Annotated in this window: 15 protein-coding genes and 1 tRNA gene; 15 read left to right on the top strand and 1 reads right to left on the bottom strand. The window is 33.7% G+C overall.

The window, feature by feature from the left end:
- The first annotated feature begins 20 nt into the window (after positions 1–20).
- The 5 genes from rpmB to DESAMIL20_RS06860 all read left to right on the top strand — a co-directional run bounded on the left by rpmB (position 21) and on the right by DESAMIL20_RS06860 (position 2,696).
- Positions 21–212 carry a 50S ribosomal protein L28 gene (gene rpmB / locus DESAMIL20_RS06880; protein WP_086034067.1) on the top strand — a complete coding sequence of 64 codons (192 nt, stop codon included), beginning with the start codon at positions 21–23 and terminating at the stop codon, positions 210–212.
- 44 nt (positions 213–256) lie between these two features.
- Positions 257–625 (top strand): twin-arginine translocase TatA/TatE family subunit, encoded by a 369-nt coding sequence (locus tag DESAMIL20_RS06875; RefSeq protein ID WP_086034066.1) that lies wholly within the window; start codon positions 257–259, stop codon positions 623–625.
- Complete coding sequence (gene tatC / locus DESAMIL20_RS06870; protein ID WP_086034065.1) at positions 606–1,346, top strand: twin-arginine translocase subunit TatC; 741 nt, start codon at positions 606–608, stop codon at positions 1,344–1,346. The genes DESAMIL20_RS06875 and tatC overlap by 20 nt, the downstream gene beginning before the upstream one ends.
- On the top strand, positions 1,343–2,092 hold the full coding sequence (locus DESAMIL20_RS06865; protein ID WP_086034064.1) for a prepilin peptidase: 750 nt from the start codon (positions 1,343–1,345) through the stop codon (positions 2,090–2,092). The genes tatC and DESAMIL20_RS06865 overlap by 4 nt, the downstream gene beginning before the upstream one ends.
- A 64-nt stretch (positions 2,093–2,156) precedes the next feature.
- Positions 2,157–2,696: a hypothetical protein gene (locus DESAMIL20_RS06860; protein WP_086034063.1), complete on the top strand. Its 540-nt coding sequence runs from the start codon at positions 2,157–2,159 to the stop codon at positions 2,694–2,696.
- Here the strand turns inward: DESAMIL20_RS06860 and DESAMIL20_RS06855 are convergent, their stop codons facing one another.
- A complete protein-coding gene (locus DESAMIL20_RS06855; RefSeq protein ID WP_086034062.1) occupies positions 2,697–4,280 on the bottom strand; it encodes a cytochrome c3 family protein in 1,584 nt (527 codons plus the stop codon). It abuts the gene before it with no gap.
- Between the two features lie 93 nt (positions 4,281–4,373).
- Here DESAMIL20_RS06855 and DESAMIL20_RS06850 point away from each other — a divergent pair.
- The 10 genes from DESAMIL20_RS06850 (at position 4,374) to DESAMIL20_RS06805 (ending at position 15,498) form a co-directional block, all read left to right on the top strand.
- Positions 4,374–4,460 (top strand) — tRNA-Leu (locus tag DESAMIL20_RS06850).
- An 87-nt stretch (positions 4,461–4,547) separates the two neighbouring features.
- A complete protein-coding gene (thiC, locus tag DESAMIL20_RS06845; RefSeq protein ID WP_086034061.1) occupies positions 4,548–5,831 on the top strand; it encodes a phosphomethylpyrimidine synthase ThiC in 1,284 nt (427 codons plus the stop codon).
- A 21-nt stretch (positions 5,832–5,852) separates the two neighbouring features.
- Complete coding sequence (locus DESAMIL20_RS06840; protein WP_158090547.1) at positions 5,853–6,800, top strand: biotin--[acetyl-CoA-carboxylase] ligase; 948 nt, start codon at positions 5,853–5,855, stop codon at positions 6,798–6,800.
- Positions 6,797–7,699, top strand: a complete 903-nt coding sequence (locus DESAMIL20_RS06835) for a diguanylate cyclase (protein ID WP_086034059.1) — start codon at positions 6,797–6,799, stop codon at positions 7,697–7,699. Before DESAMIL20_RS06840 ends, DESAMIL20_RS06835 begins: the two co-directional genes overlap by 4 nt.
- Before the next feature lie 26 nt (positions 7,700–7,725).
- A complete protein-coding gene (gene rodA, locus DESAMIL20_RS06830; RefSeq protein ID WP_086034058.1) occupies positions 7,726–8,820 on the top strand; it encodes a rod shape-determining protein RodA in 1,095 nt (364 codons plus the stop codon).
- Between the two features lie 7 nt (positions 8,821–8,827).
- Positions 8,828–10,126, top strand: a complete 1,299-nt coding sequence (gene purB / locus DESAMIL20_RS06825) for an adenylosuccinate lyase (protein WP_086034057.1) — start codon at positions 8,828–8,830, stop codon at positions 10,124–10,126.
- Positions 10,127–10,178: 52 nt separating this feature from the next.
- Positions 10,179–11,213 carry a sensor histidine kinase gene (locus tag DESAMIL20_RS06820; RefSeq protein ID WP_086034056.1) on the top strand — a complete coding sequence of 345 codons (1,035 nt, stop codon included), beginning with the start codon at positions 10,179–10,181 and terminating at the stop codon, positions 11,211–11,213.
- Positions 11,206–12,402: a HAMP domain-containing protein gene (locus tag DESAMIL20_RS06815; RefSeq protein WP_086034055.1), complete on the top strand. Its 1,197-nt coding sequence runs from the start codon at positions 11,206–11,208 to the stop codon at positions 12,400–12,402. Before DESAMIL20_RS06820 ends, DESAMIL20_RS06815 begins: the two co-directional genes overlap by 8 nt.
- Positions 12,389–14,716, top strand: coding sequence for a chemotaxis protein CheA (locus tag DESAMIL20_RS06810; RefSeq protein WP_086034054.1), 2,328 nt, complete (start codon positions 12,389–12,391; stop codon positions 14,714–14,716). The genes DESAMIL20_RS06815 and DESAMIL20_RS06810 overlap by 14 nt, the downstream gene beginning before the upstream one ends.
- Positions 14,717–14,718: 2 nt before the next feature.
- Positions 14,719–15,498: an oxygen-binding di-iron domain-containing protein gene (locus DESAMIL20_RS06805; RefSeq protein WP_086034053.1), complete on the top strand. Its 780-nt coding sequence runs from the start codon at positions 14,719–14,721 to the stop codon at positions 15,496–15,498.
- Positions 15,499–15,503 lie beyond the last annotated feature (5 nt).

The following is a 15,503-nucleotide window of genomic DNA, read 5'->3' as shown; positions in this document are numbered from 1 at the left end:
TGTCTTAAGGAGGTTGTGAAATGTCAAGGAAGTGCGAAATTTGTGGAAAAAGCGTTCATGTTGGAAACAATGTTAGCCACTCTAACAGAAAAACCAAAAAAGTATGGTACCCAAATCTTCAAAAGGTTAAAGTTTTGCAAAATGGCAAACCAAAAAAGATGATTGTTTGCACAACATGTTTAAAATCTGGTAAAGTTGAAAAAGTAATATAAGTAGTTAAGATTCGCCTGTTTTTGCAGGCTAAATCTTCATTAAAATGTTTGGTATATCCGATGGCGAATTACTTGTAATATTGTTTATATTAATTGTTATTGTAGGGCCAAGGCGTTTGCCTGAGCTAGCAAGGGAATTTGCCAAATTTTACAAAGCCTTTATTAAGGCTTACGAGCAAGCAAAAAGCGATATAAAACAAAACATAGATATAGATAACGAGTATGTAGAAGATTTCAAAAAAATAAGAGATCTAAAAAATATGACAAGTTTCAAAAATATCAAAAATATCAAAGATATCAAAGATATAAATCCAGCAGAAAAGATTAAAAACGAATGGAAAAGTTTAATAGAAGAAGCCAAGAAAGAACAAGAGCCCAAAAAAACACAATCAGATGAAGAAAAACCCAAATAACATGACTTTGCTTGAGCACTTAGAAGAGCTCAGGCTAAGGATTATTTATGTAACAATTGTTCTTGGTATATTAGCTCTTATAACATTTCACTTTTCACTTCGTATACTGCAGTTCATACTAAAGCCACTTATAAAGGTTTTGCCTCCTACAAGCCATGTGATTTTTACAGGTATAACGGAAGCTTTTTGGGTTAGGATGGAAGTTTCTTTGTATGCTGCTGTGCTTTTTGGTTTGCCGTATATTTTTTATCATATATGGATGTTTGTGCATCCAGGTTTAACAAAAAAGGAAAAAAAGATTGTTTTGCCATTTATTTTTTTTGCCACTGTGTTTTTTTTGATAGGCTGTGTTTTTGCTTATAAAGTTATACTACCAATTGGTTTAAAGTTTTTAGTTAATTATGGTGGGAAGGAAATGTCTGCTATGCCTAGCATTAAGCAATATGTGTCGTTTTTTTTAAGGATTTGTTTTGCGTTTGGGTTAATTTTTGAGATGCCCGTTGTTAGCTATATTTTAGCAAAAGCCGATGTAATTAACGCAAAATGGCTAATAAAAAAATGGGATTATGCGATACTTGGCGCTTTTATAGTAGCTGCAGTGCTTGCCCCACCAGATGTATTATCTCAATTTTTGATGGCTATACCTATGATTTTGTTATATGTGGTTAGTATTGGTGTTGTCTATATTGCTCAAAAACCAAAAAAAGAGGACGAAGATTGATCTATTTATTTGTTTTTATAATAGGTATAATATTTGGTAGTTTTCTAAATGTTTGTATTTATAGGATCCCGCGCGGTCTTTCTATTATAACTCCTCCATCTAGCTGTCCCATTTGCAAAACTCGGATTAAATGGTACGATAATATTCCTATTTTAAGCTACATTTTTTTAAAAGGTAAATGCCGCAATTGCAAATCAAATATACCTATAAAGCATCCAATTGTGGAGTTATTTGGTGGACTAATCGCCTTGTGTGTTTTTCTAAAGTTTGGTTTTGCTTTGCAAAGTGTTTTTTGGGCCATTTTTGGGTATTGTTTGTTAACTTTAAGTTTTATAGATTTAGAATTGTTTATTATACCCGATGTTATAAATGTATTATTGCTAATATTTGGGTTTTTGTTTGCAATATACAATGGCGCAATTATCGAAAGCTTAATTGGGGGTGTGTTTGGTTTTGTGTTGTTTTATGCTTTGGCAGTTATATTTTCAAAATTGTTAAAACAGGAAGCACTAGGTTTTGGTGATGTAAAATTGCTTGGTACAGTGGGTGTATGGACTAGCTGGGTAGGTGTATTGTACACTGTTTTTGTTGCATCGCTTACAGGTTCCATCGCAGGAATTTTATTGGTTTTTTTATTTGGTAAAAATTTTAAAGCTAAAATACCATTTGGGCCTTTTTTAGCACTCAGTGCCTTTTCTTATATCTTTTTTGGGAAAGAATTGATGCATTTTTTTTATGGTATTTAGTTTTTTTCTTGCAAAATTGAAAATAATTTGTAAACTTCCAGTTAAATGTATAAAAAGGTGATCGATGTTTAATTCGTATCCTATTGTGGATGTTTTTAATGCTTATTTTAATTATCAGGTAAGGTTTTCTAATTTATATAGTTTTTTTAATAAGGATTCTCAGACAAAAATACAAGACATAAAAGATGAGTTTAAAAAAGTTGCTCAAAAATACAATATGTTGCTTCAAGACAAAAATATTCCTACCATGACAACACTTAAGTCTCTTACATCAAAAAGCTATAAATTTTGGCAAGCTGACTTTTACGATCCCAAAAACTCAATATTTATTGAGCTTGAAGTAAATACACAAAAAGACCAATCCGCATGGGTTAGCGCTATTGGTCAAACATTTATGTATATTGCAGATGTAAAATTTAGGCACTCTATATACATAATTTTTGTTATAGATAAGGCCATTAAGCGGGAGCTTAACAATAACGATAAATACTTGCTGGATTTTTTGACGCAAGTTGGCATTTACTGCTACACTATATACCAAAACGACAAGAACGAGATTAAATCATATACAACTATCCCGTCTAATTTATTTTACGAAAGATAATCATTTTTTATAATAATTTAGGTGTCTCAAATATTCTTTTTTGAATAAAGGCGTGTAATTTATGAGGTTTTCTTTTTCTTTATTGTTTAATACCCTAACATTGCTCTGTGCGCATGTTGTTGGTCTCATAAGGTTTGTTGCATAATTGTCTTTTAACGGATAAAAGCCATCGCCTGCTACGGTTTTATTTCCATGGCAAAATAAACAGCTTCGTGCTTTGCCAATCGTATGAGGAAAGTATGGTTCCCAGTCTGCACCCATAAATTTATTATTTACAATAACTTTGCCTTGCGCGTTTTTATAGCTAAAGTAATACTGATACATTGGGCGCAATATTACATATTTGCTACCCATTTTACCTAGTATTACATATTCCCATCTTGTGAATAAATATCCAATATGCCAAAGTCCTGGCACTAATTTACCAGTAAGAAAATCTTCCTGCATGGGAGGCGGCGGGATTTTACCTTCTTCCATAAGACCTATAGCATTAGATAAAAACTTATCCGCTTGTGGGTTACCGGTAAGTGTAAAAGCAGACCATTTGGTGTAGTCTTTTGTATCGTCTTTAAGGGCATAAAAGCCAAAATCGTATATAGTCCATTGTGCATGACAGGCACTGCAAGAGACATTTTCGTGATATTTGTGGCCAGGTATGTTTGGGTTAAAAAGTTTTATGTTTTTAAAATACCTGGTAGGTTTTGTATGATATCCACCATGGCATGTTTGACAACTTACCTGCAAGCTTTGCGTTTCATTGTGATAAAATTTACCATTTCCCATAACTTCTTGTTTTGTGTGGCATGACATACATGTCATACCTGCTTTGTAGTGTACATCTTTTGCTAAATAATTGTAATCAATGCCGTATATCACAGGAGGAAAATTACCTTCTTTGTTTATTGGGGTTCTGTATGTTTCGCCAAACTCTTTTGGGAACATACCCAAGTAATCAGTGCCTACGTATTGTTTGTTGTGGCAGGATAAACAGTTTTGCATTTGAGGTTTTATAAAACTGTGGTAAGCTATATTTGAGGGTTTGCCATGCATAGCTTTGTCTTTTCCAAGGTATATGCCGTCTTTTGATAAAGGCATGTGGCAGGCAGCACACCCAGAAGGTCTGTATAAACCAGTGCCCTTTTCGCCTTCAGTTGATATGTGGCATTTAAGACAATTTTCCCTTAGGAACTGAAAAGATAGTGTCTCAAGTGTGTTTTTGCCTTTTGATGGCAGGTCTTGGACTGTGTAGCTTGTTTTTTTGTGAAGCAGCGTTAAAAGCGTTTTGTTTATTTCACCGTAGGCTGTATAATGCAGTGAGTGCTCTACATCATCAATCTGCTTTGCGTGGCATTTGTAACAAAAAGTATTCCAATATTTAGGTGCCGATGGGTTTTTTATAATCATGTTGTGTGATGTAAGTGGCTTATTTCTATCCTTGGGCAATACATGGCATGATTGACAGCTAAAGTTGTGTGGTGGTGGCATTTGTTCAATGCCTTTATGGCAAGATAAACAATCGTTAAAATTAGCAGCTTTGCTAATTATAGGAAGCAACAAAAAAGCCAAAAAAAACAAAACCCGCATAAAAAAAGTATAGCATAAAAAAATTTTTTATAAAAGTAAATTTTAACTTACTTGACAAAAATAACAGACTATATTATAAAACATAAAATAAGCGCCGAGGTGGTGGAACTGGTAGACACGCTACTTTGAGGGGGTAGTGAGGGTTACCTCGTGCGGGTTCAAGTCCCGCCCCCGGCACCAAATTAAAAGCCTTTTATTACATATCTCTTATACCACTTGATAAATTTGATAATTAATGTAATAATACAATTAATTTAAGGGGGTGTTATGACGCAAATTGAGTATGCCCAAAAAGGCATTGCTACAAAACAAATTAAAGAAGTTGCAGCCAAAGAAAAAAGAAGCGAAGAATTTATAATGGAAGGTTTAATAAAAGGAACAATGGTAATACCAAAAAACATAAATCATCAAATTGAAGCAATGGGTGTAGGTAAAGGCTTAAAAACGAAAGTAAATGCCAACATTGGCACTTCAAGTGATATAGTTGATATAAATGCAGAATTACTAAAAGTAAAAGCGGCAATTGAGGCCAAAGCTGATTCAATTATGGATCTGTCAACAGGTGGTGACCTGGATTTTTTTAGAAGAAAAATCTTAGAAGAGTCAACTATCGTGGTTGGAAATGTTCCAATATATCAAGCTGCGGTTGAAGTTGCAACAAGGGAAGGTTCCATCATAAATTTAACAAAGGATTATTTATTAAAGACCATAGAAAAACAGGCTCAAGATGGGATTGATTACATGACACTGCACTGCGGAGTAACTCAAAGCTCGCTCGAAAGATTAATCAAACAGAGAAGGATAGAAGATATAGTCTCAAGAGGCGGTTCTTTCTTAGCTGTTTGGATGCTTTATCACGAGAAAGAAAACCCGCTTTATGAGTATTTTGACGATGTACTTGAAATTATCAAAAAATATGATGTTACGATATCTTTAGGTGATGGCTTCAGACCAGGTGCCATAGCTGATGCCACAGATAGATCGCAAATTGAAGAGTTAATTATTTTAGGAGAATTGCACAAGAAGGCTTTAAGTGTGGGCGTGCAGTCTATGATAGAAGGTCCAGGCCATGTACCCATTGATCAGATTATTACAAATGCAAAAATCGAAGAAGCTGTGTGCGAAAATGCACCGTTTTATGTGTTAGGTCCAGTTGTTACAGATATTGCACCAGGCTATGACCATATAACAAGCGCTATTGGTGGTGCGCTTATGGCTTCATATGGCGCAGATATGCTGTGCTATGTGACAAAAGCCGAGCATGTGAGACTGCCAAACCCAGAAGATGTAAGGGAAGGCGTCATAGTAACGCGTATAGCAGCTCATGCAGCAGATATTGCAAAAAAGATTCCAGGCGCAATTGATTGGGATATAGAAATGTCAAAGGCAAGGAAAGACCTTAATTGGAACAAAATGATGGAGTTGTCTATTGACCCAGAATATGTGAAAGCACAAAGACAGTCTTCTTTGCCGAAAGAAAATGATGTATGCACAATGTGTGGTAAATTTTGCGCAATCAAATTACTAAACAAAGCTTTGCGCAATAGATAATAGATGAATACCACTCGTATTATGTTGGAAATTCTATACAGTAATAAAGGTAACTTTGTTAGTAGTGAATATTTGTGCTCAATAACCCAAATATCAAGGATTGCCATTTGGCAACATATCAAAAAATTACAAAAGTTAGGCTATATTATTGAAGCAAAAAGGGGTGTAGGTTATAAACTGACTCAAAATCCACCTGATTTACTTAACCTTTACGAGATTGAAAAATTAAAGCATACAACGGCTGTTGAAAATATATTTTTTTTTGAAAATACTACTTCTACAATGGATGAGGCAAAAAAAATCTCAGAAAATAATAAAAATTTAGCTCACAAATCGCTTATAGTTGCACTTAATCAAACGCAAGGTCGAGGTCGCAAAAACAGACACTGGTTATCGTTTGGTGAAAATATATATGCTTCTTATATTTATTTGCCCAAAAATCTCATGCCACAAGATGGTTTATTTGTAATGTTTGCAGGTTGCATTGCTATAGTGCTAGCCCTAAAGCAAATTGGCATTGATGCCAAAATTAAATGGCCAAATGATTGTCTTGTAAGCGATAAAAAAATAGCGGGCGTGTTAGTTGATGCAAAAAGCGATATATCTTCAATAGACGAAATTATTATCGGTTTTGGTGTAAATATAAATTGGGCTGATATACCAGAAGAAACCAATGCAACAAGTGTATATGAGGTTACAAAAAAAACCACTGATAGGTTGTTCATTTTGGACAAAATTGTGCAATATTTAGAAGCACTTATTAAACTAATTGAAAATAAACGAAAAAGTAATATAATTAAGCTATGGAGATTATACGACACAACACTTAGCAGAAAGGTAGAAATTATTAGTGATTCTAAAAAAATTATTGGTAAGGCTAGTGACATAGATGAATATGGTTTTTTGCTTGTAGAGACTCAAAATGGGATACAAAGGATTATTACTTCTGATAGCGTGAGGTTTTTGTGATTGAAGAGCTTATCGCTCAAACATTGAACAAGGCAATAGAAAATAATGTAAACTTAACCCCCTATAATTATTACAAACTTTTTATAGAAACTGCAACGCAAAATGGTTTGAATTTAACTGATTTAAAAAAATACTTGTATGAAGAATACAAAGAAGATGAATTGACAGACCAAATAAAAGAAAGAATTGAAAGAATCGTTGATAATGTAAAAAAAGAAATCTCAAATGCAAGTCAAAATATTAGCGAAACTCTTATTGCTCAAGAAAACCTACACTTAGAAGATGCTTCAAATGCATATGAAGAAATAGAAAAGCTTAAAAAAATAAACCTTTCTTTAAAAATGAATTTAGAAAAAGCTATGAGAAACATTGACCTAGAGCGAGAATCTTTAGAAAAAGTAAAAGTAAAAGTTTACCGTGATAGTTTAACCGGCTTATATTTAAGAGAATATTTGCAAATAAAGTTAAAAGAAAATTTATACTATATGGAGCGCTACGGTCGTATTTTTAGCTTATTTATGATTGATGTGGATGATTTTAAAGACATAAACGACAAGTTTGGACATCAAATTGGAGATAATGTACTGTGGCAAATAGGTAACTTGATAAAGAAAAATATTCGATCATCTGACATACCAGTTCGTTATGGCGGAGATGAATTTGTTGTTTTAATGCCAGAAACGGATATAAATAGCGCAAAAAAAGTGGCGGAAAAGTTTACAGATAAAATGTCTAAGGTTATTTTTAAGAAAAAAGATGAAGAGTTTAAAGTTACTTTTTCTATTGGATTAACTTGTGTGAGAAAGGATGATACGCTAGATTCTATAATGGAAAGGGTTGATGCTGCATTGTACTCGTCAAAACGATCTGGCAAAAACTCCATAACAGTATTTGACTAAAATGTTTTTTCTAAATTTTATTTTAAATGTTATTGCAATTAGATAGAAGAAAATTTAAATATTTTGATTATTATTTATTTATAGCTGTGTGTTTACTTGGGGTTTTGAGTGTTTTTTTGATTTATAGCACTGATGCAGGCCGGGTATTTTATAACAAACAGATATTATGGGAATTACTTGGGGTTTTTTTATGTTTGCTTGTGGCAAATATGGACTTAAAGCTAATTAAATCCTATGCTTTTGTATTTTATATTTTTGTATTATTTATCTTAATAGTAGTGTTTTTTATAGGTTTTGTTGGTCATGGTGCAAAACGCTGGATTTCGTTAGGCTTTTTTAATATACAGCCATCTGAGTTTATGAAGTTGGCAATTATTCTTGTTTTGGCTGCGTATTTTGATGAGTACATAAAAAGCTCTAAGTATAATTTTAATGATTTGTACCTGCCACTGGCTTTAATTTTAATCCCTGCCGTTTTAATTATAAAGCAACCAGATTTGGGCACAGCCTTAATTATTCTTATCGTTGGGTTTGGCATAATATTAAGCGTTGGCGTAAAGAAAACATTTTTGATTAAATCTATCATTTTTTTGCTTATTGCAGCCCCATTTTTTTGGAGTTTATTAAAGAATTATCAAAAAGAACGCCTTATTGCATTTATCAATCCCTACCTTTCGCCACATACATTTGGTTATCACATTATACAATCAGAAATCGCCGTTGGCTCTGGGGGTATTTTTGGTAAAACAGCAGCCAAAGCCACACAAACCGTGCTGAACTTTTTACCAGAAAACCATACAGATTTTATATTTGCTGCTTTTAGCGAGCAATGGGGGTTTGTAAGTGCTGTGGTACTAATTAGTTTATATGTGTTTATTATTTTTAGGTGTTTGTCATTTATAGATGTCGCTAGTTCAATTTTTGAAAAAATTGTAGTAATAGGTGTCACTATAATGTTATCTGTTTCTATGATATTCAATATTGGCATGACTATTGGTTTGCTGCCTGTTGTTGGTGTGCCTTTGCCTTTTGTAAGTTATGGTGGTTCTGCTGTTATAACTAATTTTATTGCAATCGGGATTTTACTTAATATTAAAATAAAAAATCAAATCTATAGGTGAGGTGATTATGATTGAGCGCTATACAAGAAAAATTATGGGTGATGTTTGGACGCAAGAGAATAAATATCAAAAATGGCTCGAAGTAGAACTTGCAATTATGCAGGCAAACGAAGTAATGGGCACAATCCCTGCTGGTATAACAGAAAGTGTTAGAAAGGAAGCAAAGTTTAATGTAAATCGCATTGAAGAAATTGAAGAGGTAACACGCCATGATATTGTAGCTTTTAATGAAAATGTAAGAGAATATTTGACGCCCCTTGAAGGTAGTTTTTTGCATTATGGTGTTACTTCGTCTGATATTGTAGATACGGCAAACGCATTACTTTTAAAACAATCATCTGAAATAATAATCGAAGATATAAAACAACTGCTTGAAACTTTAAAAAAGCGCGCTTTTGAGTTTAAAGATACACCTATGATTGGTCGCTCTCACGGTATACACGCAGAGCCAATAACATTTGGGTTTGTAATTGCTCTGTGGTATGAAGAAATGAAAAGAAACCTACAGAGGATGCAGCAAGCCAAAGAGTCTATCTCATACGGTAAGATTTCTGGTTCTATGGGGACATTTGCAAATGTTGATATTAAAGTAGAAGAGCGTGCGTGTGAAATTTTAGGATTAAGGCCTGCTCCTATATCAAACCAAATTATACAAAGGGATAGATATGCCCAGTATATGACAACACTAGCTATAATTGCGGCAACTATCGAAAAAATTGCTTTACAGATAAGACACTACCAAAGAACCGAGGTGCAGGAGGCAGAAGAGTTTTTTCATGGTGGCCAAAAAGGTTCATCAAGTATGCCCCACAAAAGAAACCCAGTGTTAAGTGAAAACCTAGATGGTCTTGCAAGACTTGTTAGGTCAAATGCACTGTGTGCTTTAGAAAATGTTGCCCTATGGCATGAGCGCGATATTAGTCACTCTTCAAATGAGCGTATAATACTGCCAGATTCAAGTATTGCAGTAGATTTTATGCTAAACAGGCTAAATGATATATTGACAAAATTGGTTGTGTATAAGGATAAAATGCTAGAAAACCTAAACTTGACAAGAGGTGTTATATACTCCCAAAGGGTAATGCTAAAGCTCATAGAAAAAGGACTCGACAAGGAAACTGCATACAAGATTACACAAAGTAAGGCTTTTGAATCGTGGAATAATAGATTGGATTACAAAACAATACTTTCGAAAGATGAAACAATTAATAAATATTTAAGTTATAAAGAATTGAATGAGTGTTTCGAGCATACTTATTTTATAAGGAATATTGACAAAATATTCGAACGAGTATTTGATAAATAGTTAAAATTGTGTTATATTTTGCCTAGATAATTTTAGAAGGCTGGATTATTATGTGAATGTAGAGATTTTTGATTTATTGGAAAGCTGTATAATAGTATTTGATATAGAAAAGCGTATAGTTTATGCAAACAAAAATGCAATAATGCATTTTGATGTAAAATTAAAAGACGACATAAGAAGTATATTCCAATCAGACGATAGGGTTGTATTTTTTGATAATTTAATGGATATATTAAACAAAGAAGGGTTATATAAGAATTTTATACGCCTGCTTGACAAAAATAAAAAAGTGCAATTTTGCTATATTAATGGTTTTAAAAACAGTGATTCTTATGTGTTTGAAATAATAGTACTTTCTGGTTTTAACAAGCTTGGTTTAAGTCAGAGAAACTTAAATTACAATTATTTAAAATATATTTCTCAAGGCATTGCCCATGTACTTAGAAACCCTATAATGTCAATAAGCGGTTTTCTAAATCTTATTAGAAAAAAACTGCCAAATGATATGAAAAATGATATCGAACCTTATCTAGAGTACATTCAAGGCGAGTTTTCAAAAATTATGAAAATTGTACTTGATATTGAGATAATAAATAATGTATCCGATTTAAAATTGGAAAAAGTTAATATTAATGATTTTTTACATAGTGCTTTTGAAAATTTTCGATTGGAAAATACATTAAAGCCTATTCAATATAGGTATCAATTTGACTGTGGCTTGGATTTATACATAGACAAAAAACTTTTTGGTTTAGTTTTAGAGGAGATTTTAAAAAACGCTTACGAATCGATTGAAGAAAAAGGAAACATATTTATGTATTGCCAAAAAGAAGGCAATAATGTATTAATTAATATCGAAGATAATGGTGGAGGCATTGATAAAGAAAGGTTAGGCATGCTGTTCACGCCGTTTTATTCTACAAAACCAAAAAATATTGGTCTAGGTTTATTTATATCAAAACTCATAATGCAAGCTCATAGAGGAAGGTTACGTGTTATTTCTAAAAATAATACAACGACGGTAAAGTTAATTTTACCTATAGAAAAGCGCTCTAAGATGCGCATAGAGAGGCTAAGCGTTGTTTAAAAAAAGCATAAGAACAAAAATCGTAGCGTATACTTTTTCGATAATGCTTATAGTTTCAGTGTTATTTAGTATTATTTCTTTGTATAATTTACTTACTTTAAGGAGTTTTTTTATAAACTCAAGTAAAAATGTTTTTGAAGCGCAAGCAAATCATTATTTAGAAGACGAGGTAAAAAGTTATTCAAAAATTATAGAAGCTAATTTAACCATCAAAGAAAAGATGTGCGATTCTACCGTTAATTTTCTCCTAAAAGCGCAAGACCCTAAACAGTATATACCAAATATTTATACTGTAATGAATAAAGATTTAAATATAAAAGGCGTAGCTGTTTTGGATAAGAATTTTTCAGTTCAGTATGCTTACCCAGCTGATGTAAAATTTGATGGTGCAATAACTCGATTAAAATCGCACGAGTATAAGAAATTTTCAAAGAACTCTTATTTTGTTGATTTTTACTTAAATAAAGACAAAAATGCGTATTTTGCTTTTTTGTTTCCTTTTAAAGATGATAGCTACATCCTTTTTGAAATAGATCCTATAGGAATATTTTCAATATTGCAAAGTGCACAAATTAAGCCAATGAGCGATAAGTATTTATGGATGACGGATGCAAAGGGTGTTTTGGTGTTTGACCCAAAGGTTAAAGAACATCCTCTTATTACATTAAAAGACCATGTAGATTTGACTAACCCAGAAAATGGTGAAAAGTTAGCATATTTAATGACAAACTATATATTGAAAGGAAAAACCGGCACATCTTACTATACATTTCGCGGTGTTGAAAAATATGTTGGATATACTTCAGTGCCTCAAGCTGGTTGGGCTTTAGGTTTAACATTACCTATTAGCAGCTTATTAGAAGGTGTTGGCAAACTTAATCAGCAGATTAACTCTAAAACAATTTTAATGCTTGGGATTTTTTCATTTTTTAGTGTTATTACTATTTTAATAGCGCTATTTTTTAGCATGTGGGCATCAAATAGAATAGTAAGGCCCATTTTGGATGCTACAAATACAATCAATGCGATAATAATGGGCGATGTTTCAAAGCGTATAACATATGAAAGCAATGATGAGTTAGGCGAGCTTGTAAAATCTGTCAATAATTTGATGGATGCTTTGGCTCAAACATTGGCTAATTTAGGCGATATTGCCGTTAACAAGGAGAACGAAGATGAGCAGCTTTAATGAAATGGATGAGATACTTCAGGACTTTATTGTAGAGACCACAGAGCTGTTAGAAGGTCTTGATGAAGACTTAGTGGCGCTTGAGAAGTCTCCTAAAGACGCTGATTTGCTAAACAAGGTATTTAGAGCCTTCCACACAATAAAAGGCTCTTCAAGCTTTTTAGGCTTTGATAAAATTACACAGCTTACACACAAATTAGAAGACTTGTTAAATTCTCTTAGACGCTTTGATCTAGAGTTAACGCCTTCTATCATGGATGCGATACTCTTAAGCGTTGATAAGCTAAAGACAATGGTAGATATGGTAAAGCAAAATCAAGCCATAGACAGCATAGACATAGAACAAGAAATACAAAGGCTCCTTAGCGCTCAAGAAAACAACTCTCAAGCACAAGAAGAAGCTAAAGAAGAACCAGCACCAAATATAGAAGCAGAAAGCGATATAGTTAAACTCCAGATAGAAGAAATACAACAAGAAGAGCCTCCTGTTGCTAAAAAAACCAACCTAACAGATGAAGAACTCAATGCAGAAATCCAAAGGCTTTTAGCTCAAAGAACGAAAGAAGACGAAGAAAAAAGGAAGGCAAAGCAAAACGCTTCTTCATCTAAACCTGCTGAAAGCTCTTTTGCAGCTAAAGACTCTAAACCTAAGCAAACAAGTCCAATAGCCACCAAACAGCCTACACAAGAACCCCAAGACAAATCAAAACAGGACTTAGAAAAGCAAACCATTAGGGTTGATGTTAAAAAGCTTGATGACTTGATGGATTTAGCAGGAGAGCTTGTTTTAGCAAAAAACAGACTGGTAAGGCTTGCAAACATAGTATCAGAAACAAATCAAAGTGATGAAATAGCAGACAGCCTATCTAACATTTCATCCCAGATAACGCTTGTTACAACAGATCTGCAGATGGCTATAATGAAAACTAGAATGGTTGAAATAGGCAAAGTATTTAACAAATTCCCAAGGATAGTAAGGGACATTTGCAGAGACTTAAACAAAGAGGTAAACCTTGTCATTGAAGGTGCAGAAACTGAACTAGACAAAAGCGTCGTAGAAGAAATAAACGAACCCTTTGTTCATTTAATAAGAAACGCCATAGACCACGGCATAGAACCTCCAGCAGAAAGAATCCAAAAAGGCAAAAATAGAATTGGCACGCTAAAGCTGTCTGCATCGCAGGAAGGAAATCACATAGTAATAATCGTAGAAGATGACGGCAAAGGTATGGATCAAGAAAAAATCAAGCAAAAAGCTATAGAAAACTCTATAGTTACACCGCAGGAAGCAAGTCAGATGAGCGAAAATGATGTCTTTAACCTTGTATTCCTGCCTGGATTTTCTACTGCAAGTCAAGTTTCTAACCTTTCTGGCCGTGGTGTGGGTATGGATGTTGTAAAAACAAACATAGAAAAGCTAAACGGCATAATAAGCATAAAATCCAAAATAAACGAAGACACAAAGATTATTATAAAGATACCTCTAACGCTTGCTATTATTCAGTCTTTGCTTGTAAAAACTGTAGGCAGTCTTTTTGCCATACCTTTGGCTAATGTTATAGAAACAGTAAGGATTAGCCTATCAGACATTGAGCATGTCCAAAACAAAGATGTGCTAAGACTAAGGGGCTCTATTGTTCCTCTTGCCTATTTAGGGGATATACTGGGTATATCTAAAGATAAGAAAACTCTAAGCAAAGATGAGATGTATGTTGTTATTGTCTCATCTGCAGAAAAGCAGTTAGGCTTAGTGGTTGATGCGCTTGTTAACCAAGAAGAAGTAGTAATAAAGCCACTTGGAAACTATTTAGGCAAAGTTAAATCCATTGCAGGTGCAACCATTATGGGAGATGGCAGTGTTGCATTGATACTTGATGTAGTCTCAATTGTAAAACAAGCTTCAAAGCTATCTGTTAACATAGCTTCCCATACAATAGACCAAAAAGAGTTTGCTAAAAACGCCCTTGTGATTGCAATAAGCAATAAATTGGAATCTTTGAGCTTTATAAAAGAGCATTTTTCAGACTACAATGTATACTACCACGATAGTATGAGTATTGTCTATACGCACCCATCAAGCGTAATATTTTTAGATTTATCCCTGCACAATGTAATAGATACAATAAACGATATAAGGGAGCTTCCTGCTACAAAGAAGTCATACATTGTAGGCTTAAGCGAAGACCTAACATCAGATAAAGCCCGCTTTGAAGATACAAGTTTAAATGCTATTGTATCTATTCAACAAACGAGCCTTGATGGCATTAAAAACTTGCTAGAAAAAAGAATGATAAAACTACTAAAAGGAGTGTGAGTATGGGGTATATTAATTTATCAAACGAGCAGGTAAATATCTCAAACGGCGAAGTGTTATTTGAAGAATCAGGTCACAAGTTTATCTGGCTTGGTTGGGATGAAGCAGACATTAAAGGCAGTTTTATACAGGTTAATCAGTACTTGATTATATCAAACGGCAAAGGCACATTACTTGATCCAGGTGGTGTGCATGTGTTCCCAAAGGTTGTTGCAAATGTAAGCAGGTATATAGATTTAGCAGATATTAAAAATATATTTTACACACATCAAGATCCAGATGTATCAAGCGGTATTGCTATGTGGCTTTCCATTACAAGCGCAAATGTTTATATATCTAAGCTGTGGGTAAGGTTTTTACCACATTTTGGTATAACTGATGTTTCGCGTATTATACCAATTGAAGACAACGGCGGTAGGATTGATTCATTTGAAGTGATACCAGCTCACTTTATGCACTCACCAGGCCAGCATACACTCTATGACCCAACTTCCAAGATACTATTTAGCGGTGATGTTGGTGCAGCTGTATTTGGCTCTAAAACATACCTTTTTGTGGAAGATTTTAATGCTCATGTTGCCTTAATGGAAGGATTTCACAAGCGCTATATGGCATCAAATGCTGTGTGCAGGAATTTTGTTAACCGCGTTAGGAAATACGATATAAACATGATAGCTCCCCAGCATGGAGCTGTATTTAAAAAAGAATCGGCTAAGTCTTTTTTAAGCTGGCTTGAATCCCTAAGGTGCGGCAGCGATATTGTAGATGAAATATCAAGGTGATTACC

This window comes from Desulfurella amilsii, assembly GCF_002119425.1.
Taxonomy (GTDB): Bacteria; Campylobacterota_A; Desulfurellia; order Desulfurellales; family Desulfurellaceae; genus Desulfurella; species Desulfurella amilsii.
This window is presented reverse-complemented; position numbering and strand designations above follow the sequence as displayed.

Coding starts and splice junctions, on each gene's coding strand:
- purB (WP_086034057.1), top strand. CDS start 8,828: ATGATTGAGCGCTATACAAGAAAAATTATGGGTGATGTTTGGACGCAA.
- DESAMIL20_RS06840 (WP_158090547.1), top strand. CDS start 5,853: ATGTTGGAAATTCTATACAGTAATAAAGGTAACTTTGTTAGTAGTGAA.
- DESAMIL20_RS06860 (WP_086034063.1), top strand. CDS start 2,157: ATGTTTAATTCGTATCCTATTGTGGATGTTTTTAATGCTTATTTTAAT.
- thiC (WP_086034061.1), top strand. CDS start 4,548: ATGACGCAAATTGAGTATGCCCAAAAAGGCATTGCTACAAAACAAATT.
- rodA (WP_086034058.1), top strand. CDS start 7,726: ATGTTATTGCAATTAGATAGAAGAAAATTTAAATATTTTGATTATTAT.
- DESAMIL20_RS06805 (WP_086034053.1), top strand. CDS start 14,719: ATGGGGTATATTAATTTATCAAACGAGCAGGTAAATATCTCAAACGGC.
- tatC (WP_086034065.1), top strand. CDS start 606: ATGAAGAAAAACCCAAATAACATGACTTTGCTTGAGCACTTAGAAGAG.
- rpmB (WP_086034067.1), top strand. CDS start 21: ATGTCAAGGAAGTGCGAAATTTGTGGAAAAAGCGTTCATGTTGGAAAC.
- DESAMIL20_RS06855 (WP_086034062.1), bottom strand. CDS start 4,280: ATGCGGGTTTTGTTTTTTTTGGCTTTTTTGTTGCTTCCTATAATTAGC.
- DESAMIL20_RS06875 (WP_086034066.1), top strand. CDS start 257: ATGTTTGGTATATCCGATGGCGAATTACTTGTAATATTGTTTATATTA.
- DESAMIL20_RS06810 (WP_086034054.1), top strand. CDS start 12,389: ATGAGCAGCTTTAATGAAATGGATGAGATACTTCAGGACTTTATTGTA.